This window comes from Ilumatobacter nonamiensis YM16-303 (assembly GCF_000350145.1).
GTDB lineage: Bacteria > Actinomycetota > Acidimicrobiia > Acidimicrobiales > Ilumatobacteraceae > Ilumatobacter_A > Ilumatobacter_A nonamiensis.
In genome coordinates this window covers 73430-94156 of the sequence record NZ_BAOL01000008.1, presented here as the reverse complement: position 1 = coordinate 94156, position 20727 = coordinate 73430, and the positions used below count along the sequence as shown (strand labels likewise).

The following is a 20727-nucleotide window of genomic DNA, read 5'->3' as shown; positions in this document are numbered from 1 at the left end:
CGAAGCTGATCATCACCTCGCGCGGTGTCGGCTACCGCCTGATCGCCTGACCCCAGCGGTCACGCTCACTTGGCGTAAAGGGCTTCGATCTCGGCCTCGAATGCGGCGAGGATGCCGCGTCGCTTGAGCTTCGACGTCGGCGTGAGCAGATCGGTGTCGGGCATCCACTCGGCGTCCAGGATCTTGACCTTCTTGACGGATTCGGCGTTGTTGAAGTCCGCCATCGCCTCGGCGAGGCCCGCTTCCACCTCGGCGATCACATCGGGGTGCTCGGCCAGCGCGCTCATGGTCGCCTCGTCACCCTCGAGGCCGCGCTCGGCCGCCCAGGACGCGGATGCGTCGGGATCGAGCACGACGAGCGCCGCCACGAACGGCCGCTTCTCGCCGACTGCGCACGCCTGACCGACGAGCGGAATCATCTTGAGTGCTGCCTCGAGGTTGGCGGGACTGATGTTCTTGCCGCCGGCGGTGATGATCAGCTCCTTCTTGCGGTCGACGATCTTGAGGTAGCCGTCGTCGTCGATCTCACCGATGTCCCCGGTGTGCACCCAACCCTCGTCGTCGATCGTCTCCGCGGTCTTGTCGGGGAGCCCGAGGTAGCCCTCGAACATGTTGCCGCCTCGGGCGAGCACCTCGCCGTCCTCGGCGATCTTCATCTCGACGCCGACGGCGGCCCGCCCGACGTACCCCGGCTTGGCGGCCGCGGACCAGGACAGCACCGCCGTCGTCTCGCTCATCCCGTAGCCCTCGCTGAGCGGAACCCCGATGGCCCGGAACCATTCCAGGATCTCCGGCGGGATCGGTGCGGCACCCGAGATTCCGATCTCGACTTCGTCGAGCCCGATCAGGCCGCGCACGGTGTTGAACCCGACCTCATCGAGGAAGTTCCACGTGGCGATCTCCTCATCGGTGGCGGTGCCGGCGGTCATCTTCGCCATGATCGGGATCGCCGCGGCGACCCCGTCGTTGAACTGTTTCTCCTTTTCCGGGTCGGCGGCGAGTGCCGCGTTGAGGCCCGCGTACATCTTCTCCCACACCCGCGGGACCCCGATGAACACGTGCGGCTTGGTCTCGCGAACCACGGCGGGCATCTGGGCGGTCTCGGGACAGCAGAAGATGCGGGTCGCGAAATCGACCATGTAGTAGTGGCCGAGGAGGCGCTCCATCACGTGGGCCATCGGGAGGTAGGACACGTGGCGCTTGCCGGCGAAGTCGTCGATGTCGGTCTGGTCGCGCATCGACTGGCCGACCGACTCGAGCGTCCAGGCGATGTTGCTGTGGCTCAGCATGACCCCCTTCGGCGGACCGGTCGTGCCGGAGGTGTAGATGATGGTGGCACTGTCGTCGAGGGTGGCTGTGTCGGCTTCGGCGGCCAGGTCGGCCGGATCGGCGGCGAGCATGTCGCTGTAGCGCACGACGTCGTCCCGCGCACCTTCGGCCTCGATGACGGCGATGTGCTCGATCGTCGGGATCTTGTCCCGCACGGAATCGAAGCGCTGCAGGAAGCCGTCGTCTTCGAGGATCGCGACGCTGGCACCACAGTCGTTCACGAGGTACTGGATCTGATCGGGGGCCGAGGAGTTGTAGATCGACACCGGGGTGGCGCCGCAGAACAGGATGGCGATGTCGATCGCGTGGAACTCCGCGCGGTTGCGCATCATCAGCACCACGGTGTCGCCGTGACCGACTCCGAGGTCCTTCAGCGAGGTGACCAGGCGAGCGGTGTCGTCGGCGACCTCGTTCAGCGTCTTCGAGGCCCAGTCGCCGGCACTGGTCTTCCAGTTGACGACCTCGACGTCTCCGTTGCGCTCCACGTTCCGGAGGAATCGATGCGCGAGGTTCTTGCCGTCGATGCGGTCATACAGGTCCTGGCTCGTCGTCATGTGCCCATTGTCGCACGTGACTTCGGGCGGCGCTGAAAGGGTCGCGGCGGCCACCCGCCGGGACGTACGGGGCTCAGGTCCAGGTCGGGCGACGCTTCTCACGGAACGCCTGCATGCCGATCTGCGCGTCGGGACCGGCGAAGAGCTCGTTCGACAGCGCGGCCATCGCAGCAAACGCATCGTCGCGGCTCTGGCCGGGCACTGTGTTCAGGATCGCCTTGGTCTCGCGCACTGCGCGCGGTGCGCCGGCGCGGACACCGTCGACCAGGGTGGTGACCGTTGCGGTCACGTCGTCGCTGACGTGGGTGACCAGGCCCATCGAGCGGGCGTCGGCCGCGTCGAACACTTCGCCCGTGAGCATGGCTGCGGCGATCTTGCCGGCCGGCACCCGTCGGAGGATGGGCACCGAGATGATCGCAGCGGCCACACCGATACGGACCTCGGTGAGCGCGAACGTCGTCGCCTCGTTCACCACGACGAGGTCGCACGATGCCATCAGCCCGATCCCACCGGCTCGCACGGCGCCATCGACCGCGGCGATCGTCGGGCGCTCGGTGTCCATGAGCCGCTCGAGGACGGAGACGAACGGTGTCGCGTCCGGCGGACCGTCGGAACGTTCCTTCAGATCGGCGCCTGCGCAGAAGGCAGGACCCTCGTGACGCAGCACGATCGCCCGCGCATCGTTCTCCTCCGCCACGTCGATGCACTCGTGCAGTTCCGCGAGGAGCTGCTCCGAGAGCGCGTTTCGGTTGTGCTGCGAGTCCATCGTGATGGTCGCGATGGAGGCGGAGAGGTCGACCGTGACGAGTTCACCCATGGTTCGCCAAGGTACTGGCGGTGAGTCGCGCGCAGCGATCTACACTCGACACCGTGACCCAGCTCAAGAACGATTTTCCCGCCGGCGTCCTCACCGGAGAGGCGGTGAACGAAGTCTTCGCGCTCGCCAAGGCCGAGAAGTTCGCATTGCCTGCGGCGAACTGCATCGGCACGAACTCGATGAACGCCGTGATGGAGACCGCTGGACGACTGAACAGTCCGGTGATCATCCAGTTCTCGTCGAGCGGTTCGGCCTTCGTCGCCGGCAAGAACGTTCCGGTCGAGGGCGACCAGGCGTCGATCCTGGGTTCGATTGCGGGGGCCCGCCACGTGCAGACGATGGCGGCCGCCTACGACGCGCGTGTGATCCTGCACACCGACCACTGCCCGAAGCCGAAGCTCGGATGGATCTCGGGGCTGCTCGATGCCGGCGAGGAGCATTTCGAAGCGACCGGCGGTCCGCTGTTCAGCTCGCACATGCTCGACCTGTCCGAGGAGCCGATGGAGGAGAACCTCGACGTCTGCGTCGAATATCTGAAGCGCATGGCTCCGATGGGCATGACCCTCGAGATCGAACTCGGGATCACCGGCGGTGAGGAGGACGGCGTCGACAATTCCGATGCCAACCCCGAGGACCTGTACTCGAAGCCCGAGGAGGTCGCCTACGCGTACGAGCGGCTGCTCGAGGTGAGCCCGAACTTCACGATCGCCGCGGCGTTCGGCAACGTCCACGGGGTGTACAAGCCCGGCAACGTGAAGCTCACGCCGACGATCCTGCGCGACGCACAGGCGTACGTGGCCGACAAGTTCGGCACCGACCCGGCGATCGACGGCGGCAAGCCGGTCAACTTCGTGTTCCACGGCGGGTCGGGGTCGACCGCGGCCGAGATCGACGAGGCGCTCGGATACGGAGTCGTCAAGATGAACATCGACACCGACCTGCAGTGGGCGTTCTGGGACGGCATCCGCGCCTACGAGGCCGACAAGCACGACTATCTGCAGGGCCAGCTCGGCAACCCGACGGGTGCCGATGCCCCGAACAAGAAGAGCTACGACCCGCGGGTGTGGCTCCGCGCCGGTGAGACCAGCTTCAGCACGCGCCTCGAGCAGGCGTTCACCGAACTCAACAACGTCGGCACCCTCGCCTGAGAATGTTCATTGGTGACCGTCACCAATGAACACTCTCGTCAGCTGAGGAGTTTGGCTTTGGCGGCGGCGAATTCGGCGTCGTCGAGGATGCCCGCCGCCTTGAGGTCGGCCAACTTCTGCAGTTCGGCGACCACGTCGGTGCCACCGGCGGGTGCGGCCGGAGGGGGTGGCGGCGCCACGGGAGCGGTGGCCTGTGCCCGGTCGAGCTGCGCCTGGAGGTCGGCAACCTCCGCCTGCGCCTCGAACGCTGCCTGCTGCGCCGCCTGACTGTCGGCAGCGGCGGCCTGCTTGCTCGCTCCGCGCCGGTTCATGGCGCCCACGGTCGCGTTCGCCGTTCCGGCGATGACCGCAGTGCGTGCCATCGTTCCCACCAGTCCGGGTCGTCCCATCCGTCGTCTCATCGTGTTCTCCTTGGTTCTCGGTCGTATTTGGTGTTTCGGTCGTCCTGGCGGACGTCAGTCGTCGTCGAGGTCGTCGAGTTCGTCGAGCAGTGCATCGACGGTGGCGGCCGGAACGCGGAAGTTCGCCGCGAGAATTCCGCCGGCGTCGACGAGCGCATCACGGAACGGCTTCGCCCACGTGTGTTCGAACACCAGAATGGCACCGGTGCTGTTGGGAGCGAGGCCCGACGCGAGTTGTTCGATGTCGTCGTCGGAGATGAACGCCTCGACTTGATCGAGCAGGTTGGCGAGGCGTTGAACCGACTCGCTCGCGCCGTCCTGTCCGAACTCGACGAACTCGACCTCGCCGTCCTCGCCCTTCACGATGGCGACACCGTCGATGACCGCGATCGTGTCGTTCTCGACCAGTCGCTCCAGTTCGGGGATGATCGCGCCGTTGAATTGATTCCCCGGGAACGCGATTTCCAGGACTTCGATGGGACCCAGTGCCATGTGTCGGACCTCCGTTGGTAGTTCGCTCGACGGGGGAACCGTACAGCACCGACAGTGACCGTCGGTACCTGACGACACGCCTCGTCGCGCGAGGAAGCCGGTCAGGTCGAGCCGGTGATCGTGCGGAGGAACTCCTCGACCTCGGAGCGGTGTCGCGTCCGTTTCATCGGGGGCAGCGCGCGCACGATGTCCCAGCGGTAGTTGGCCTTGCCGAGGCGCGGATCCATGACCGCGACGACTCCGGTGTCTGCGGACGAGCGGATCAGCCTGCCCGCGGCCTGCGCCAGCATCATCGCGGCTCGCGGAAGGTCGATCTCGCCGAACGCGGTCCGCCCCAACTCGTCCCGGCGCGCCGACAGCAACGGGTCGTCGGGACGCGGGAACGGGATGCGATCGATGACGACCAGAGACAGGGTGTTGCCCGGAACGTCGACGCCTTGGAACAGCCCAGCCGTCGCGAACAGGCACGTCGCCTCGTCGTCGGCGAACGCCTTCACCAACGCCGTCTTGGGCATGTCCCGCTGCGTCAGAACCGGAACATCGAGGCGCTCGCGCATCTCCTCGGCCGCTTCGTCCATCGCCCGATAGCTCGTGAAGAGGGCGAGCGTCCGACCGCCGGCCGCGTTGATGAGTGCCTCGAGTTCGTCGTTCGCCTGGGCGCGGAAGTCCGGGGAGTTCGGGTTGGGGAGGTGGATCGCGCAGTACAGCATCGAGTTCGACTCGTAGTCGAACGGGCTGCCGACGTCGACGGTGTCCACGTCCTCCTCCGACATCCCCACCCGACGCGCCAGCGACGACGGGATGGTCGCGCTCGTGAGGATCGCCGTGCGTTGTTTCCACACGGCCTCGTTCATCGTCGGGCCGACGTCGAGCGGTGCGATCTCGAGGCGCGGAGAGTCGCGCGAACCGGACACGAACGCGACGTAGCCGGCTCGGCCCTCGATCGCGATGTCGAGTTGCTGGATCGAACGTCCCGTCATCGTCTGCGCCCGCAACTTGCGTTGCTTCGCATCTTCGTTGTTCGTGTCGATCGCCGCGAGTGCGTCGTTCGCTTCTCCGAGCTTCAGTCGCGCCGCCGAGAGCGGTTCCTGGATCGAGTCGGGGAGCGGGGTCGTGAGCCGCGCTCCGAGGTGTGGTTCGAGCACGTCGCGGAGTGACTCGCCCAGCTCGGCGACACCTCCGACCAGCCGGGGATCGTCGAGGATTCGCCGAATCGTTCCGGAGAGCGCGACGAATCGTCCCGGGGAGATCTGCACGCCGACCGTGTCGCTCATGATGTCCTCGAGCACGTGCGCCTCGTCGAAGATGACCACGTCGTGGTCGGGCAGAATCGCGTTGTCGGAGGCGACGTTGAGCCCGTAGAGGTGGGTGTTCACCACGACCACGTCGGCGGCCTGTGAACGGCGGCGCGCCTCCTCGGCGAAGCACCCAGCACCTTGCGGACAACGATCGGCGCCGGGGCACTCGTCGGAGCCGACGCTCACCGAACGCCAGGCGTTGTCGGTCGGAGTCCAGTCGAGTTCCGCGACATCGCCGGTCCTGCTGGTCGCCGACCAGTCCGCCAGCCGTTTGATCTCCGCCTTGGTCACCACGGCCATGGTGTCGAGCTCGAGCATCCCCTGATCGGGGTTCGCCATCTCGCTGAGCCGCTGGAGGCAGACGTAGTTGCTGCGTCCTTTGAGGATCGACCAATCGAAGTCGATGCCGAGGTGCTCCGCGAGGAAGGGAAGGTCCTTCGAGGCGAGTTGGTCCTGAAGTGCCTTGGTCGCCGTTGCGACCACGACCGACGACCCCGACATCAGCGCGGGGACGAGGTAGGCGAGCGTCTTGCCCGTCCCGGTGCCTGCCTGGATGACCAGGTGGCGCTTGGACTCGATCGCCTGCTCGACCAGGGCCGCCATCTCGTGTTGTCCGGTCCGGATCTCGCTCCGTTCCAGCGCGGCGGTGACGGTGTCGAGCAGGGCGACCCTGCGGCCGGTTTGCTCGGTCACGAAGTGGGAACCAACTCGAGGGCCGCGTCGAGTTCGGCGGCATCGAACTCCGGCCACGGCGCATCCGTGAAGTAGATCGCCGCACCGGCGGCCTGCCAGAGCAGGAAGTTCGAGACGCGGCGCTCGCCGCTCGTGCGCACGAGGACGTCGACGGGTGGCAGGTCCGGGAGATAGAGGTTGCGTGAGATCGAGTCGGTGGTGATCCCGTGCGGGTCGTCGCGCGCTTTCTCGACCGCGCTCACGAGTTCGGAGCGGCCGCCGTAGTCGAACGCCACCGTGAGCGTCATCCCGGTGTTGCCCGCCGTGTCCTGGATCGCCTTGCGGATCGCGCGCTGGACGTACCGCGGGGTGCGCGCCTCGCGAGAGTCGAACGGGCGCCCGATCCACTGAATGCGGACGTCGAGCTCGTTCAGTTCGGCGACGCGTCCGAACAGCTTCTCGTGCAAGCCGAGAATGTGGCGCACCTCGGGCCGCGGTCGTCGCCAGTTCTCGGTGGAGAAGCCGAACACGGTGAGATAGCCGATGTCGCGTTGCACCGCGACCCGCACGAGTCGGGCGAGGTTCTCCTCACCTTCGGTGTGACCCTCGGTGCGGGGGAGTCCGCGTCGTCCGGCCCACCGGCCGTTGCCGTCCATGATGCACGCGACGTGCAGGCCGGGGTGCCGGCGCTCGCCGGGTGCGTCCCCGCCATGAGAGGCGTCGACCGGAGTGGGATCGTGCGGCACGACAGGTCAGGGTAGTGGGGTCGGAATCGGACGGGAGAGACGATGGTTCCTCCGCCGGATCGTGTCCGACCTGTGGAATGATGGGGGAGTGTCGACGCCCCCGTTCACCGACGCGCCCGAGGAGGCGCTCAGCGATTCGCTGGTGGCTCACGACCCGACGCGTCAGTTCCTGCGCCACGTCATGGTGGTCGGTGGCACGCTCGGCGACTGGGACGATCTGGGGGTGAAGCGTTGGGACCAGCGGGTGAGTGAGCTCGGCGCAGTCGCTGCGAACGCCGGAGCGACCTACCTGACGCTGCGGGCGTTCGAGCCGGGTACCCGCCCGAGCGACAGCACCGGGTGGGAGCGCCACGTCGATGGATGCCTCGTCATCATCGATCCGAACGGCGACGGACGGTCCCGCTTCGCGCAGGCGATGGCCGAGCTTCCCGCCGACGAGCCGATCAACGAGGCGACCGTGTCGGAGATGCTGTATGCACCCGCCGACTACGAACCCGACCTCATCGTCGTGCTCGGGGAACCGACCCGACTTCCGCCCTCGCTCGTGTGGGAACTCGCCTACGGTGAACTCGTGTTCCGTCCGATGGAGTGGGACGAACTCACGAAGGACCATCTGGTCGAGGCGATCGCCGATTTCGCCCAGCGTGAGCGGCGTTTCGGAGGGCTCGACGAATCCGACGAGTCGGTCGGTTGAGCGGGCTCTATCACGACACCGGAGTCGTGCTGCGCACGTACAAGTTGCGCGAGTCCGACAAGATCGTCGTGATCCACACGCGTGACAACGGCAAGGTGCGCGCGGTCGCGAAGGGCGTCCGCAAGACGCGGTCCAAGTTCGGCGCACGGCTCGAGCCGATGAGCCACGTCAAGCTTCTCTTGTACCGCGGTCGGGAACTCGACATCGTCAGCCAGGCCGAGGCGGTCGAGCCGCTGTCTCCGATGCTGTCGTCGCTCGACCGAGCATCGCAGGGGCTGGCCGCGCTCGAAGCCGTCGACCAGCTCTCACTGGAACGCGAGCCGAACCCGCAGCTCTACAAGATGCTGGTCGGCGTGCTGCGCACGATCGCCGCCGAACCCTCGCCGCTGAACGTTCCCGCGTTCTACTGGAAGCTGCTGGCCCGCGAGGGGTTCTCGCCGCAACTCGACGAGTGCGTGCGGTGCCACGGATCGGAGCCGGCGGTCCAGCTGGTGGCGTTCGATCTCAACGAGGGCGGCGTCCTGTGCCGGTCCTGTCGCTCGGGGCAGGCGATCAGTCCGGCGGCGCTCGGGCTGCTCCGCGACATCCTCGGTGGGCGTCTCCAGCACGCGCTCCGCCAGGAGGAATCACCGGCGACTCACGAGGTATCGGCGCTCGCGACCCGGGCACTCGAGTACCAGATCGAGCGGCGTCTGAAGGCCGTCGCCATGTTCGAAGCCCACTGAGTCGTTCCGGCTGCATCGTCCGGCTGCTCGGCACGTTGCGTGTGTCGATTCGATGACGTCGGGAACCCGTTTGCCGTGTGCTGACGTCCAACGTGACATGCAGCACAGCAACGTGAGCAAGACAATGGCGGCGGTCGTGGCGGTGGGGACGATCTTGGCCGCATGCGCCGGCGCCGACGACGATTCCGGCGTCGAGCAGACCTCGGATGAGTCCGAGACCGCCGACGTCGATGCCGGTCGCACCGGTGACGGGGCCGAGGGCGGAGATGCCGAAGGCGAGTTCAGCCGGCCGGCGACGACCGCGGCCCCGAACGTCGCTCCGCCCGAAGCCGCCGAGGAGACCGAGGCGATGGAGGAAGCCGAGGACGCGGCGAGCGCCGACGACTCGGAGTTCGACGCGGATTTCGAACCGGGCGAGGATCGCTCGGCGCCGGTGGACGTCGAGGGCGACGGCTTGTTCGATGAATCGCCCGACGACGCCGAGGACCGCTTCGACGACAATCGATTCCAGGACTACGGCTACCGCGAGTTCATCGCGACGACCGACGACCCGCTGTCGACGTTCGCGCTCGATGTCGACACCGGCAGCTACTCGATCGCACGTCGCTATCTCGACGAGAGGTCGCTCCCGCCGATCGAATCGGTTCGCCCCGAGGAGTACGTCAACGCGTTCGACTACGACTACGACGCACCGCGAGACGGTCTCGACATCTCGGTCGACGGTGGGCCGTCTCCGTTCGACGACGACAACGTGCTCGTACGGGTGGGAGTCCAGGGCGAAGTGGTCGAGGACGAGGATCGTGGGCCGGCCGCGCTGACGTTCGTGATCGACACGTCCGGCTCGATGGACCGCGACGACCGACTCGGGCTCGTGAAGGAGTCGCTCGGCGTGCTGGTCGACGAGCTGAACGATGACGACACCGTGGCGATCGTGACCTACAGCGACGACTCCGGTGTCGTCCTGGAACCGACCCCGGTGCGCGACAGCGACCGGATTCTCGACGCCATCGACGAGCTCGGACCCGGCGGATCGACGAACCTCGAGTCCGGCTTGCGTGAGGGGTACGGCCTGGCCCGCGAAGCGTTCGACAGCGAAGGAATCAATCGGGTGGTGCTGGCCTCGGACGGGGTCGCCAACTCCGGCGTCACCGATCCCGACGATCTGGCCGCCATGATCCGGGAGGACGCCGACGAGGGCATCGACCTGGTGACGGTCGGGTTCGGGATGGGCAACTTCAACGACGTCACGATGGAACAGCTGGCCGACAACGGTGACGGCTTCTACGCCTACGTCGACACGATCGACGAGGCCGAGCGGCTGTTCGAGGACGAGTTGACCTCGACGCTCTTGACCGTCGCGAAGGACGCCAAGATCCAGGTGGAGTTCGACGAGCAGTTCGTCGAGTCGTATCGCCTGATCGGGTTCGAGAACCGTGGTGTGCGCGACAGCGACTTCCGCGATGACACCGTGGATGCCGGTGAGTTGGGCGCCGGCCACCAGGTGACGGCGATGTACGAACTCGACCTCGTCGACGATGTCAGCCTCGACGACCGTGCCGAACTCGGGATCGTCGCACTGCGCTGGGAGGACCCCGCCTCGGGTGAAGTCACCGAGATCGACGAGGACGTCGACCTGCGCGATATCGAACCGCAGTGGTTCGACACCGCCGACGACTTCCAGCTCGCGACCGTCGTCGCGACCCTCGCCGAGAAGCTCCGCGACAACCCGTACGCCGACGACGTCGACATCGATGCTCTGGCCGAGGAGGTCGACCGACTGGCCGACGTGCTCGACGACGACGACGTCGACGAACTCGCCGACCTGACCCGCCAGGCCGCCGACCTCTCCTCCTGAGTGGACGGAGCGCCCGGCGCACCCCCGCCACCCGCCCCGACCCCGATCCCGCCAACCCCGTTCCGGTGAGATGTGAGACGACCTGGTCCGCTCACATCTCACCGGAACGGCCGCCTCGTCGCTTCCGGTGAGAGTTCGGAGCCCCTGTTGCTCTCACATCTCACCGGTGGCGAGGAGGTCCGACGAAGAGGGCAGGGCCTGGATAGGTTGACGACGCCGACTCCCTCCGAGCACGACGATGTGAGGAGGAACATGAGTGATCTCAGCGCCGCGGCCCACGCGGTTCTCGCCCGCCAGCACGGCGTGGCATCGGTCGAGGATCTGATCCAGGCCGGATTGCATCGAGCACAGATCAAGGACATCGTCCGACGAGGTGCTCTCGAGCTCGCGCTCCCCGGCGCGTATCGGAGCCCGTCGGTCAGCGACGATGAGCTCCAACGTTCGGCAGCCGTCTGCCGCGCCCACCCCGAACTGGTCATCGGCGGTCCGACTGCCGGTCGCTTGTATGGCCTCCGACGCATGCCCGCCGACCAGCGGATCCACGTCATCGCGCCGCCGCACTCGCATCCGACCCTCGCCCGATGGGTCAAGGTCTTCCGCACCCCGACGCTGCGACGCGTCGATGTGCTCGAACGTGACGACGGGATCCGCGTCCTCGATCGTCCCCGGCTGGCGCTGGACCTCGCTCGTTTCCTGGACGATCGAGATCTGACCTCGGTCGTCGAACAGTGCATGCAGGATGGCCGTCACGACACCCCCGACATGATCGCGGCCGCGATCGACTGGGTGAGCCCGCGGCGCCGCTGGCTCCGGAGATATCTCGAGATCGTGCGTCGACGGATCGATGGTCCTGCAGCGGAATCCCACCTGGAGGTCATCGTCGGCGATCGGTTGCGCGCGTGCGGCGTCGAGGACCTGGTGCGTCAGTACGCGGTGCGGCTGCGTGGATTCGGGAACGTGAGGTTCGACCTGGCGATTCCCGAGCTCCGATGGGCGGTCGAGGTCGACGGCTTCCCGACCCATCGCGAGACCATCGGCTCTCGAGCTGATGCGGCGCGCGACGATGCCGCGCGGCGAGAGGGCTGGACGGTCAGACGCCTCGGACCGTCCCAGTTCGGCCGAGCGCTCGACGCAAGCATCCGCGCACTCGCAGACGAAGTCGCTCACCTCCGCCGGCGCGCCTCGTCGTTCGTCGGTGAGATGTGAGACGGGCACGTGGTCTCACATCTCACCGGAGACCTCGGGAGCGAGCTGCGGTGAGAGTTGGGGCGGAGGGGTGGTCTCACATCTCACCGGAACGGGGAATCGTTCGGGTCAAGGCGGGGTGGCGGGCCGTAGCCTTGCGGGCTGTATGGCCGCAACCGACCTCGAACAGATCGTCTCCCTCTGCAAGCGCCGGGGGTTCGTCTACCAGTCCGCAGAGATCTACGGCGGGTTCCGATCGACCTACGACTACGGCCCGCTCGGATCACTCCTCCTCCGGAACGTCAAGGACGCCTGGCTGCGATCGATGGTGCAGCAGCGCGACGACGTGGTGCTCATCGACGCCGCGATCCTCAGCCCGCCGCAGGTGTGGCAGGCGTCGGGGCACCTCGCCAACTTCTCCGACCCGCTGGTCGACTGCACGAACTGCAAGAACCGCTATCGCCTCGACAAGCTCGAGAACCCGGACATCTGCCCGAATTGCGATGCGAAGAACAGCTTCACGGAAGCCCGCGAGTTCAACCTGATGTTCAAGACCCAGGCCGGACCGGTCGAGGGCACCGGCGCGGACGCGTACCTGCGTCCGGAGACCGCACAGGGCATGTTCACCAACTTCGGCCAAGTGCTGCAGACGAGCCGCAAGAAGCCGCCGTTCGGGATCGCCCAGGTCGGCAAGTCGTTCCGCAACGAGATCACCCCGCAGAACTGGATCTTCCGGACCCGCGAGTTCGAACAGATGGAGATGGAGTTCTTCGTCCCGCCCGCCGAGAGCGAGCAGTGGTACGAGTACTGGTGCAACGAGCGGCTCAACTGGTACATCGAGCACGGGATTCCCGCCGAGATGTTGATCCTGCGGCCCCACGACGAGGACGAGTTGTCGCACTATTCGACCGGGACGTCCGACGTCGAGTTCAAGTTCCCCTGGGGCTTCGACGAACTCGAAGGGATCGCACAGCGCACCGACTACGACCTCAAGGCGCACGCTGGGGTGTCGGGGGAGCGGCTCGACTACTTCGACCCGCAGACCAACGAGCGCTACGTGCCCTACGTGATCGAGCCCGCCGCCGGTGCGACCCGCACGATGGCTGCCTTCCTCCTCGCGGCCTACGACGAGGACGAGGTGAACGGCGAATCACGCACCGTGCTGCGGCTCCATCCGCGCCTCGCCCCGTACAAGGTGGCCGTGCTTCCGCTGAGCAAGAAGGACACGCTCACGCCGCTCGCGCACGAGGTCCGCAAGCTCCTGTCCGATCGCTACATGGTCGACTACGACGAGACCCAGAACATCGGGAAGCGCTACCGCCGACAGGACGAGATCGGGACGCCGCTCGCGGTGACCGTCGACTTCGACTCGCTCGACGACAACGCCGTGACGATCCGCGACCGGGACACCACCGAGCAGATCCGTGTTCCGATCGACGAGTTGCTCTCGACGGTCGGCGACCGTCTGGGCTTCTGACTCCGGTCAGAAGTAGGTTGCGGCCATGAGCAAGGTTTCTGTCATCGCCAAGATCACCGCACTCGAGGGAAAGCGCAGCGAACTGATCGCTGCCATGGGTCCCATGATGGATCACGTCGAGGCCAACGAGCCCGACACGATCCAGTACATCCTGACCGAGGACACGACGGACGAGAACGTGATCTGGATGTACGAGGAGTACGCGAGCCAGGAAGCGCTCGCTGCGCACAGCTCGAGTGACACGATGAAGGAGCTCGGCATGGCTCTGCGTCCGCTCGCCGGTGGCCGTCCCGAGATCACGGTGTGCAATCCGGTACGCGGCAAGGGTCTGTGACCGCCACCTACCTCGACGCAATTCTCGCGCACCATCGCGCCGCCGCGGCGGCCGATGCGCGCAGCATCGATGAGATGGTCGCGGCCACGGCCGACATGGCTCCGACGCGTGGGTTCCGCCACGCGCTCGCGGCGCGTGCCCGACTCGGCGTGATCTCGGAAATCAAACGGCGTTCGCCCTCGAAGGGCGACCTCCACGCAGATCTCGATCCGGCGGAGATGGCGCGCTGCTACGAGGACGGGGGCGCATCGTGCCTCTCGGTGCTCACCGACACTCCGCACTTCGGTGGCTCGGTCAGCGATCTCCAGATCGCGCGGGAGTCGTGCGCACTCCCGGTGCTCAGGAAGGACTTCACGGTGAGCGCCCTCGACGTCGTCGACGCCCGGTTGATGGGGGCCGACTGCGTGCTCCTGATCGCCGCAGCGCTCGATCGTTCGGAGTTGGTCGACCTGCACCGGCTCGCCACCGAGATCGGCCTCGACGTCCTCGTCGAGATCCACGACGAGGCGGAGCTCGAACTCGCCCTCGCCGCCGATGCGACGCTGATCGGCGTCAACCAGCGCGATCTGGTCACGTTTCAGGTCGACCACGAACGCGCGGAGCGTATGGCTGGAGTGATCCCTGACTCCGCGGTGAAGGTCGCCGAGTCGGGTGTGCGCGGCGCCGCCGACGCCCGTCGGCTCGAATCGGCCGGCTACGACGCGGTCCTGGTCGGCGAGACGCTGGTGACCAGTTCCGACCCGGCCGCATCGATCGCCCAACTGATCGGCGACGACGAGCGCCTCTGACGACGTAGCCGATCACGGCTCGACACGTCGGTGGGGCAACGGGGCATCGCTGCCTCGGTAGCGCCTGTCACATCGGCTCGGCTGCCGACCAGCTTCCGTTCTCGATGTTCATGGTCTCTTCCGGTGTCGCGTGGTCGGGGTGGAGGTAGAGCCGGACCCACTGGATGACACCGTCGGCGGCGTCGTGGAGCGTGAACGTGATCGTCAACACCGGTTTCGCGATCGTGATCCCGAGGGCCGCCGTTGCCGACGGAGGAGCCTGGCCGACGCTCATCCGTCGACGCATCGTCGCGACCGTGTGACCATGTTTGGCGAGCAGGCTCGTCATCGGGCGACTGGACAGTCCTCTCGCATCGTGGAGTTCGCCGACCTCGGGCCGCTGCGCATTGTGCGTGACACTGTGGGGTCGTCCGTCGAATGTGCGAACCCGGCTGCATTGCCAGAGACTCGAGCCGGGTTCGAGGTCGAACGCGGCGCATGCCTCGGCGGGAGCGATGCGAACCTCGGCAAACAGCACCTCGTAGGAGTAGGGGCGGAATCGGCCGACCGGCATGAGGTCGGGTCGCGGCGCGGCACTGCCTGCGCTCGGTTGGTGAATGACACGGGGGCGCTTGCCGCGCTGACGTCGGATCCAGCCTTCGGTACTGAGCCGGTCGAGCGCGGAGCGCGAGGTGATGACACTGGCGTCGAAGAGTTCGGCGACCTCGCGCTCGCCGGGAAAGTCGGTGCGTCCAGTCCAGAGTCCGTCGGCGATCTCTCGGCGGAGCTGGAGGTAGATCTGATGGTGGAGCGGGACCGACGGGTCGAACGCCGGCGCCGGGACCGCGTCGGACGCTGTGGTGTCTGCGAGTTCGGCGCTCATCGGTCCTGGCTCTCGTTCCGACATATCATAAACATATGTGATTATACTAGCCTCCTCGAGATGGAGGCACGATGAGGAATTCCTGGATCCATGTCCACGAGGGCAGAACGGCTCGGCAGGCGCGCGTCGGCGTGGCCGACCTCAACGAGGAGCACTACAGCCGTGGTGGATTCTTCGGACCGGTGTCGATGCTCTACCACGGTCGCAAACCGGCTGACCCGGTGCGCGTGGAGGGCCCGATCTCGATCGCCGTGGCCCTCCTCGGCGCAATGACGTTCGACGACGAGAGCAACCCGTCGGGCCTCCCGACCGAGATGCTCGCCAACGACGAGCTGACGATCGCACTCAGCCACCGAGCCGTCGCCACACCGCACCTGGTCCGCAACGTCGATGCCGACACCCTCTACTTCATCCACGAAGGCGTTGGCGTCGTCGCCACCGAGTTCGGCCCGATCGAGTACGAACCCGAAGATCTCATCCTGATTCCGAAGGGCACGACCTACCGTCACATGCCGACGACGCCGACCACGGCCAAGGTGGTCGAGTCGGTTGCGCCGATCGAGTTCACCGAACACCGCCAAATCGGTCGACACTCTCCGATCGACTTCGGCGTCCTCGGCATCCCGAAGATCACCGAATACGACTGGCCGGAACAAGACGAGTGGGAACTCAAGCTCAAGCACGGGACGGAGATCACCTCGGCGTTCTACGCCGAGTTGCCGTTCGACCTCGTCGGGTGGAAGGGCGATCTGTTCCCGTTCAAGCTCAACCTTCGCGACATTCGTCCGCTCACCTCCGAACGCATCCACCTCGCACCATCGTCCTGGTCGATCCTCGAATCGGCGAGCTTCATGTGCGTTCCGTTCCTGCCGATGTCGGTCGTGAGCGACCCCGAAGCGGAAGAACTTCCGACCAGGCACCGCAACGTCGATGCCGACGAGGTGATTCTCATCCGCCGTGTGAACGGCAATCCGGTGAACGCCCTCGGCCACTTCCCCCAGGGCATGACCCACGGACCGGCCGCCGCCGAGCGCGACGCGTATGCCGCGGTCCACGAACCTGGAATGCAACGGATGCTCGAAGGGCTCAGCATCGACTCCTACCGGCGACTGCGGCGGACTCCAGCGTTCGAAGCCGCACTCCCGAGTGCGAAGACGGATCGGACATGAGTACGCAACCGTCACCCGGCGTCCGGCCGGTGCGATCTCACGAGAGTCGCTCGTTTCTCCTGGGCGGCGAGCGCGGCTACCCCCACGAGCTCTATCCACCCAGTGTCAATCAGGCGAGCGTGGTTCGCGTCGATCTGAGCGAACCCGACGGCGAGGTGCCATCGCACAAGACGGCAGCGATCTTCACCCACCCGGTCGTGCCGACTGCCGGGTTCTACATCGTGAACCCGCTCGTGCAACTCGGGCTCTCGACCATGACGGTGCAGACCCGATTCGTCGGAAGCGACGCGACGCTGCTCATGGAGCGCTGCGCACAGGACGTGGGAACCGCCATCCGCTTCCTCGAGGAACGGGGCTACGAGCGCATCATCCTGCTCGGCTTCTCCGGTGGGGCATCGCTGTTGTGCTTCTACCAAGCCCAAGCCGAGGACTTCACGATGACCCATCTCCCCGACGGACGCCCGAGCCTGGTCACGCCGGAGCAGCTGCCGCCGGCCGACAAGCTGGTGTTGTTCGGTCACCATCTCGGGCGGTCACAGACGCTGCGGAACGTGCTCGACGCAGCGATCGTCGACGAGGCCGATCCGTTGCGGCGAGACCCCGACCTCGACGTGTTCGACCCTCGCCACGGGCCACCGTTCAGCGACGAGTTCGTCGCCCGGATCCGTGCGGCGCAGGCCGCTCGCATGGAGCGCATCACCAGTTGGGCGCGCGACCGGCTCGCCACGTTGGAGGGCATGTACGGACCGAACGCCGACGAGGCGTTCGTGGTGCATCGCACCAATGCCGATCCCTTCATGTTCGCCGAGACGAGCGACTTCGGAGGTGACGTCGACAAGATCCGCGAGGTCAACGAGGCCGGCAACGGCCTCGGTCGGTTCTCGAGCCTGCGGTCGTGGCTCAGCCAGTGGGCGACCGATGTCAGTCAGGCCAACGGTCCGTCCGATGTGGCCCGCACCACGATTCCCGTCTTGAGCATTCGCCAGGCTGGAGACCACCGGGCCCACCCCGACTACCTTCGGCAGTGGGAGGACGCACTCGGCGATCGGTTCACCGGACACCACGAGTTCGACGCCACGCACTACATGGACCCCAAGGGCCAAGCCGAGATGGTGACCGAGCTCGCGAAGCTCATCTACGACTTCGCGATGAGCTAGCGCCGAGATCGTCGTCGATGGCGGGCCGATGGCTCAACCACGAGGGTCGGACAGCGTGACTCGCACGAAGTCGGTGATGAGGTCGTGCACCTCATCGATACGCAGCAGTCCGGCAGCCCATTGGTTGAGTGCGAAGTGAAGCGTGGCGAAAGCGATCGTGGCGATCGTGTGCGCTTCGCGCTCGCCCTGACCCGGCATCGTGTTCTCGAACAGTTCGACTGCGCCGTCGATGCTGGCGCGTAGGGACGAGGCGACGGCGCTGTCGCCGGTACGTCTCGTCAGGTTGACGAGTTGGAGCATGTGGGGCTCGCGGGCGAACGCGTCGATCGTCCGGTGCAGCAGGTTCTCGAGCCGAGCGGCGTCGGTGTCGCCGAGTGCGTCTTGGGCGAACGCTGCCCAGTGCGTGGTGCACCAGGTGAGATACGCCTCGGCGAACAGGGCCTCCTTCGAGCCGAAGTAGCGGTAGACGGTGTCAAGCGCCGAATTGGCTTTGACGGCCACCTCGCGCATCTCGACGTTTCCTGGTCGCTGTGCGAGCAGCGCGAGGGTCGCCTCGACGATCCGCGAGCGTCGCTGGAGTTGCTTGTCGGTCCAGTCGACTGCGATCGGCGGTGGATCAGCCGCCGGACCCGTGGATTCGGGAGCGGGCGAATTCCCCGACATCAGACCTCTTCGCGGCGCGTTCGCGCACTCACGTTGCTGCACGCTGAGGAATCTACTTGACAGACCGCAGGTTCAGGAGCAGAATCTGATTCTGTTCTTGGAAGGGACGAACCGATGACGAAGCTCGAGATCACCATGCTCACGAAGGCCGCCGACGACCTGCTCGCGGTGACGGAGAACCCACTGCACCGCCAGATCCTGGAGAACTACCGGCGGCACGCCATCCTCGAGGTCACCGGAAACTGGCAGCAGATCTTCACGCCGGAGATGACCGTCGAACACCCGGTGTACCGCGTCAACGGGGGCGGGATGAGCATGACGTTGGATGGACTCGACCAGGTCCAGGGCTTCTACCAGGGCCTCAGCGCAACCGAGACGACGGTGATGGTGCTCGAGGACGAAGTCATCGCGGTCAACGACTGGGGCTTTGCGTCCGAGGCGATCTTTCACACCTACGTCACCGGTGCTGCCGCCGCCTCCAGTTTCGCTCGCGGCGAGGGCGGGTTCGATGCCGATCCCGAGCGCTTCTACGTGAACCGACAGCGGATCGCGATGATCTGGCCCTACGACGAACGCGGCCGAATGATCGGCGAGCACGTGTACGTCCACGACGATGACTCCGCCACGATCGAGGTACCGGAGTCGGATTTCATCACGTTCGACGAAGCGTGTGAGCGATTGCTGCCGACCCTTCGGCCGCTCCCCGCCTTCGAGCCGGCCGGCTGAGGACCTCGACGTGCTCGCCGGGACTGCCCGCCAGAACGGCTTCGTCGTCGAGGACATCGAGGCGGCCTGCCGGCATTGGGTCAGACGCTTCGGCGCCGGCCCGTTCTTCGTCGCTCGGCACGTGCCGTTGGCCTCGTTCCGTTATCAGGACGTCGAGAGTGATCCCGACCTGAGCATCGCCCTGGGCAACTTGGGCGAGCTGCAGATCGAGCTGATCCAGCAACACAACGACGCCCCATCGCCGTACCGGGACTTCGCCACGGCGAAGCGGGCGGGGCTGCACCACACCTCGGCCTGGGTGAACGACTACGACGCCGAACAGGCCCGACAACGTGCCTTGGGTGCCGAGCCGGACTGCGAAGGACAGCTCGGCGACGGCATGCGCTTCATGTACTACGGGTCCACTGCCGTGGACGGCTCCGCCCTCGAGGTCGCGGATCTCGGACACGACAACGAGTTCGCCGTCGGCTTCGAGCTCGTACGTCAGTCCCACATCGCGTGGGACGGTGACGAGCCCGTGCGGTTCCTCGGCTGAACACCTCACCGCCCAGTAACGCCACCGAAAGGGCAGACACCTGATGAGAGCAGCAGCATTGAATTCCGGCCAGATCTACGTCCGCGACGACGTCCCCGAGCCGCAGCCCGAAGTCGGGCAGATCCTCGTGCAGGTGAAGGCCTGTGGCATCTGCGGATCCGACCTGCACTTCGCCCAGCACGGCGCCGACTGGCTCGCACTCTCCAACGAGATGCAGGGCGCGCCCCCGCTCACCCTGGACGGCCCGGACGTCGACCTCGACCGGGACGTCTTCATGGGCCACGAGTTCTCCGCAGAGGTGCTCGAGCTCGGACCCGACACCGAGGGCCCGAAGCCGGGCACGCTCGTCACGTCGATCCCGCTCCTGCTCACGGCCGCCGGCATGCGATCGATCACCTACAACAACGACGTGCCCGCCGGCTACGGCGAGCGCATGCTGCTGTCGGCCCCGGTCGTCACCGAGGTACCCAACGGGCTCGACTTTCGCCACGCCGCCCTCACCGAGCCGATGGCCGTCGGCATGCACGCCGTCAACAAGTCGAGCATCACCCCGAACGAGGGAGCGCTGGTGCTCGGCTGCGGACCGGTGGGCCTGGCCGTGATCGGCGCCCTGAAGTTGAAGGGCGTCGAGACGATCGTGGCCACCGACTTCTCCCCGGCCCGCCGGGCACTGGCCGCCACGATGGGCGCCAGCGAGGTGGTCGATCCGGCCACCGAGCCCGCCTTCGATGCCTGGCAGCGCGCCGGCGGCGGCCGCCCGCTCGTCGTGTTCGAAGCCATCGGTGTGCCCGGGATCATGGACGGCGTCCTGCGCGACGCACCCCACGGCACCCGGCTCGCGGTCGTCGGCGTGTGCATGGAGCACGACCGCATCAACCCGTTCTTCGCGCTCAACAAGGAGATGAACATCCAGTTCTGCTTCGCCTACGACCCGATGGAGTTCAACGAGACGCTGCGCTGCATCGCCGAGGGCGAGCTCGACGTTGCCCCGCTGATCACCGGGGAAGTGGGCCTCGACGGCGTCGCCGGCGCCTTCGAAGCGCTCGGCGACCCCGACAGCCACTGCAAGGTCCTCGTGACCCCGTGACCTCCCGGGATAC

The 20727-nt window shown here is 66.6% G+C and carries 21 protein-coding genes; 13 read left to right on the top strand and 8 right to left on the bottom strand.

The window, feature by feature from the left end:
* Positions 1-65: 65 nt before the first annotated feature.
* Complete coding sequence (locus ON45_RS01410) at positions 66-1883, bottom strand: AMP-dependent synthetase/ligase (RefSeq protein ID WP_040491227.1); 1818 nt, start codon at positions 1881-1883, stop codon at positions 66-68.
* Positions 1884-1956: 73 nt separating this feature from the next.
* Entirely contained in the window at positions 1957-2700 is a 744-nt protein-coding gene (locus ON45_RS01405) for an enoyl-CoA hydratase-related protein (protein WP_051062239.1), read from the bottom strand.
* A 53-nt stretch (positions 2701-2753) separates the two neighbouring features.
* On the opposite strand from ON45_RS01405, the gene fbaA reads away from it, so the two are divergent.
* Positions 2754-3848 (top strand): class II fructose-bisphosphate aldolase, encoded by a 1095-nt coding sequence (gene fbaA / locus ON45_RS01400; RefSeq protein WP_040491225.1) that lies wholly within the window; start codon positions 2754-2756, stop codon positions 3846-3848.
* A 38-nt stretch (positions 3849-3886) separates the two neighbouring features.
* Here the strand turns inward: fbaA and ON45_RS01395 are convergent, their stop codons facing one another.
* The 4 genes from ON45_RS01395 to uppS form a co-directional block, all read right to left on the bottom strand.
* Positions 3887-4249 (bottom strand): SHOCT domain-containing protein, encoded by a 363-nt coding sequence (locus ON45_RS01395; RefSeq protein ID WP_206537617.1) that lies wholly within the window; start codon positions 4247-4249, stop codon positions 3887-3889.
* Positions 4250-4303: 54 nt separating this feature from the next.
* Positions 4304-4741, bottom strand: a complete 438-nt coding sequence (locus ON45_RS23565; RefSeq protein WP_040491223.1) for a DUF6325 family protein — start codon at positions 4739-4741, stop codon at positions 4304-4306.
* 101 nt (positions 4742-4842) lie between these two features.
* Entirely contained in the window at positions 4843-6732 is a 1890-nt protein-coding gene (locus ON45_RS01385; protein WP_051062238.1) for an ATP-dependent DNA helicase, read from the bottom strand.
* Complete coding sequence (uppS, locus tag ON45_RS01380; RefSeq protein ID WP_051062237.1) at positions 6729-7457, bottom strand: polyprenyl diphosphate synthase; 729 nt, start codon at positions 7455-7457, stop codon at positions 6729-6731. Before uppS ends, ON45_RS01385 begins: the two co-directional genes overlap by 4 nt.
* Positions 7458-7545: 88 nt before the next feature.
* On the opposite strand from uppS, the gene ON45_RS20820 reads away from it, so the two are divergent.
* The 7 genes from ON45_RS20820 (at position 7546) to trpC (ending at position 14515) form a co-directional block, all read left to right on the top strand.
* Entirely contained in the window at positions 7546-8151 is a 606-nt protein-coding gene (locus ON45_RS20820; protein ID WP_148288471.1) for an undecaprenyl diphosphate synthase family protein, read from the top strand.
* Positions 8148-8876 (top strand): DNA repair protein RecO, encoded by a 729-nt coding sequence (recO, locus tag ON45_RS01370; RefSeq protein WP_040491221.1) that lies wholly within the window; start codon positions 8148-8150, stop codon positions 8874-8876. Before ON45_RS20820 ends, recO begins: the two co-directional genes overlap by 4 nt.
* Before the next feature lie 112 nt (positions 8877-8988).
* Complete coding sequence (locus tag ON45_RS01365) at positions 8989-10731, top strand: vWA domain-containing protein (protein WP_148288470.1); 1743 nt, start codon at positions 8989-8991, stop codon at positions 10729-10731.
* A gap of 252 nt (positions 10732-10983) precedes the next feature.
* Complete coding sequence (locus tag ON45_RS01360) at positions 10984-11937, top strand: type IV toxin-antitoxin system AbiEi family antitoxin domain-containing protein (protein ID WP_040491219.1); 954 nt, start codon at positions 10984-10986, stop codon at positions 11935-11937.
* 145 nt (positions 11938-12082) lie between these two features.
* Positions 12083-13393, top strand: coding sequence for a glycine--tRNA ligase (locus tag ON45_RS01355; RefSeq protein ID WP_040491218.1), 1311 nt, complete (start codon positions 12083-12085; stop codon positions 13391-13393).
* A gap of 25 nt (positions 13394-13418) precedes the next feature.
* On the top strand, positions 13419-13727 hold the full coding sequence (locus ON45_RS01350) for a putative quinol monooxygenase (protein ID WP_040491216.1): 309 nt from the start codon (positions 13419-13421) through the stop codon (positions 13725-13727).
* Positions 13724-14515 carry an indole-3-glycerol phosphate synthase TrpC gene (gene trpC, locus ON45_RS01345; protein ID WP_040491215.1) on the top strand — a complete coding sequence of 264 codons (792 nt, stop codon included), beginning with the start codon at positions 13724-13726 and terminating at the stop codon, positions 14513-14515. The genes ON45_RS01350 and trpC overlap by 4 nt, the downstream gene beginning before the upstream one ends.
* A gap of 67 nt (positions 14516-14582) precedes the next feature.
* Here the strand turns inward: trpC and ON45_RS01340 are convergent, their stop codons facing one another.
* Positions 14583-15377 (bottom strand): GntR family transcriptional regulator, encoded by a 795-nt coding sequence (locus tag ON45_RS01340; protein ID WP_040491213.1) that lies wholly within the window; start codon positions 15375-15377, stop codon positions 14583-14585.
* Between the two features lie 71 nt (positions 15378-15448).
* On the opposite strand from ON45_RS01340, the gene ON45_RS01335 reads away from it, so the two are divergent.
* Together ON45_RS01335 and ON45_RS01330 are read left to right on the top strand one after the other, a co-directional pair.
* Positions 15449-16546, top strand: a complete 1098-nt coding sequence (locus tag ON45_RS01335; protein WP_083914034.1) for a homogentisate 1,2-dioxygenase — start codon at positions 15449-15451, stop codon at positions 16544-16546.
* Positions 16543-17703: a hypothetical protein gene (locus ON45_RS01330; protein ID WP_051062233.1), complete on the top strand. Its 1161-nt coding sequence runs from the start codon at positions 16543-16545 to the stop codon at positions 17701-17703. The genes ON45_RS01335 and ON45_RS01330 overlap by 4 nt, the downstream gene beginning before the upstream one ends.
* Before the next feature lie 33 nt (positions 17704-17736).
* Here the strand turns inward: ON45_RS01330 and ON45_RS01325 are convergent, their stop codons facing one another.
* Positions 17737-18366 carry a TetR/AcrR family transcriptional regulator gene (locus ON45_RS01325; RefSeq protein WP_040491211.1) on the bottom strand — a complete coding sequence of 210 codons (630 nt, stop codon included), beginning with the start codon at positions 18364-18366 and terminating at the stop codon, positions 17737-17739.
* 114 nt (positions 18367-18480) lie between these two features.
* Between ON45_RS01325 and ON45_RS01320 the strand changes: the two genes are divergently transcribed.
* From ON45_RS01320 to ON45_RS01310, 3 genes are read left to right on the top strand one after another with little or no spacing between them, the layout of a single operon-like run.
* Positions 18481-19092: a hypothetical protein gene (locus ON45_RS01320; protein ID WP_040491209.1), complete on the top strand. Its 612-nt coding sequence runs from the start codon at positions 18481-18483 to the stop codon at positions 19090-19092.
* Positions 19093-19102: 10 nt separating this feature from the next.
* Positions 19103-19627, top strand: coding sequence for a VOC family protein (locus ON45_RS01315; protein ID WP_040491208.1), 525 nt, complete (start codon positions 19103-19105; stop codon positions 19625-19627).
* Between the two features lie 43 nt (positions 19628-19670).
* Positions 19671-20714 (top strand): zinc-binding dehydrogenase, encoded by a 1044-nt coding sequence (locus ON45_RS01310; protein WP_040491205.1) that lies wholly within the window; start codon positions 19671-19673, stop codon positions 20712-20714.
* The last annotated feature ends 13 nt before the right edge of the window (positions 20715-20727 follow it).

Coding starts and splice junctions, on each gene's coding strand:
- ON45_RS01410 (WP_040491227.1), bottom strand. CDS start 1,883: ATGACGACGAGCCAGGACCTGTATGACCGCATCGACGGCAAGAACCTC.
- ON45_RS01405 (WP_051062239.1), bottom strand. CDS start 2,700: ATGGGTGAACTCGTCACGGTCGACCTCTCCGCCTCCATCGCGACCATC.
- ON45_RS01395 (WP_206537617.1), bottom strand. CDS start 4,249: ATGAGACGACGGATGGGACGACCCGGACTGGTGGGAACGATGGCACGC.
- ON45_RS23565 (WP_040491223.1), bottom strand. CDS start 4,741: ATGGCACTGGGTCCCATCGAAGTCCTGGAAATCGCGTTCCCGGGGAAT.
- ON45_RS01360 (WP_040491219.1), top strand. CDS start 10,984: ATGAGTGATCTCAGCGCCGCGGCCCACGCGGTTCTCGCCCGCCAGCAC.
- ON45_RS01355 (WP_040491218.1), top strand. CDS start 12,083: ATGGCCGCAACCGACCTCGAACAGATCGTCTCCCTCTGCAAGCGCCGG.
- ON45_RS01350 (WP_040491216.1), top strand. CDS start 13,419: ATGAGCAAGGTTTCTGTCATCGCCAAGATCACCGCACTCGAGGGAAAG.
- ON45_RS01340 (WP_040491213.1), bottom strand. CDS start 15,377: ATGAGCGCCGAACTCGCAGACACCACAGCGTCCGACGCGGTCCCGGCG.
- ON45_RS01335 (WP_083914034.1), top strand. CDS start 15,449: ATGAGGAATTCCTGGATCCATGTCCACGAGGGCAGAACGGCTCGGCAG.
- ON45_RS01330 (WP_051062233.1), top strand. CDS start 16,543: ATGAGTACGCAACCGTCACCCGGCGTCCGGCCGGTGCGATCTCACGAG.
- ON45_RS01325 (WP_040491211.1), bottom strand. CDS start 18,366: ATGTCGGGGAATTCGCCCGCTCCCGAATCCACGGGTCCGGCGGCTGAT.
- ON45_RS01320 (WP_040491209.1), top strand. CDS start 18,481: ATGACGAAGCTCGAGATCACCATGCTCACGAAGGCCGCCGACGACCTG.
- ON45_RS01310 (WP_040491205.1), top strand. CDS start 19,671: ATGAGAGCAGCAGCATTGAATTCCGGCCAGATCTACGTCCGCGACGAC.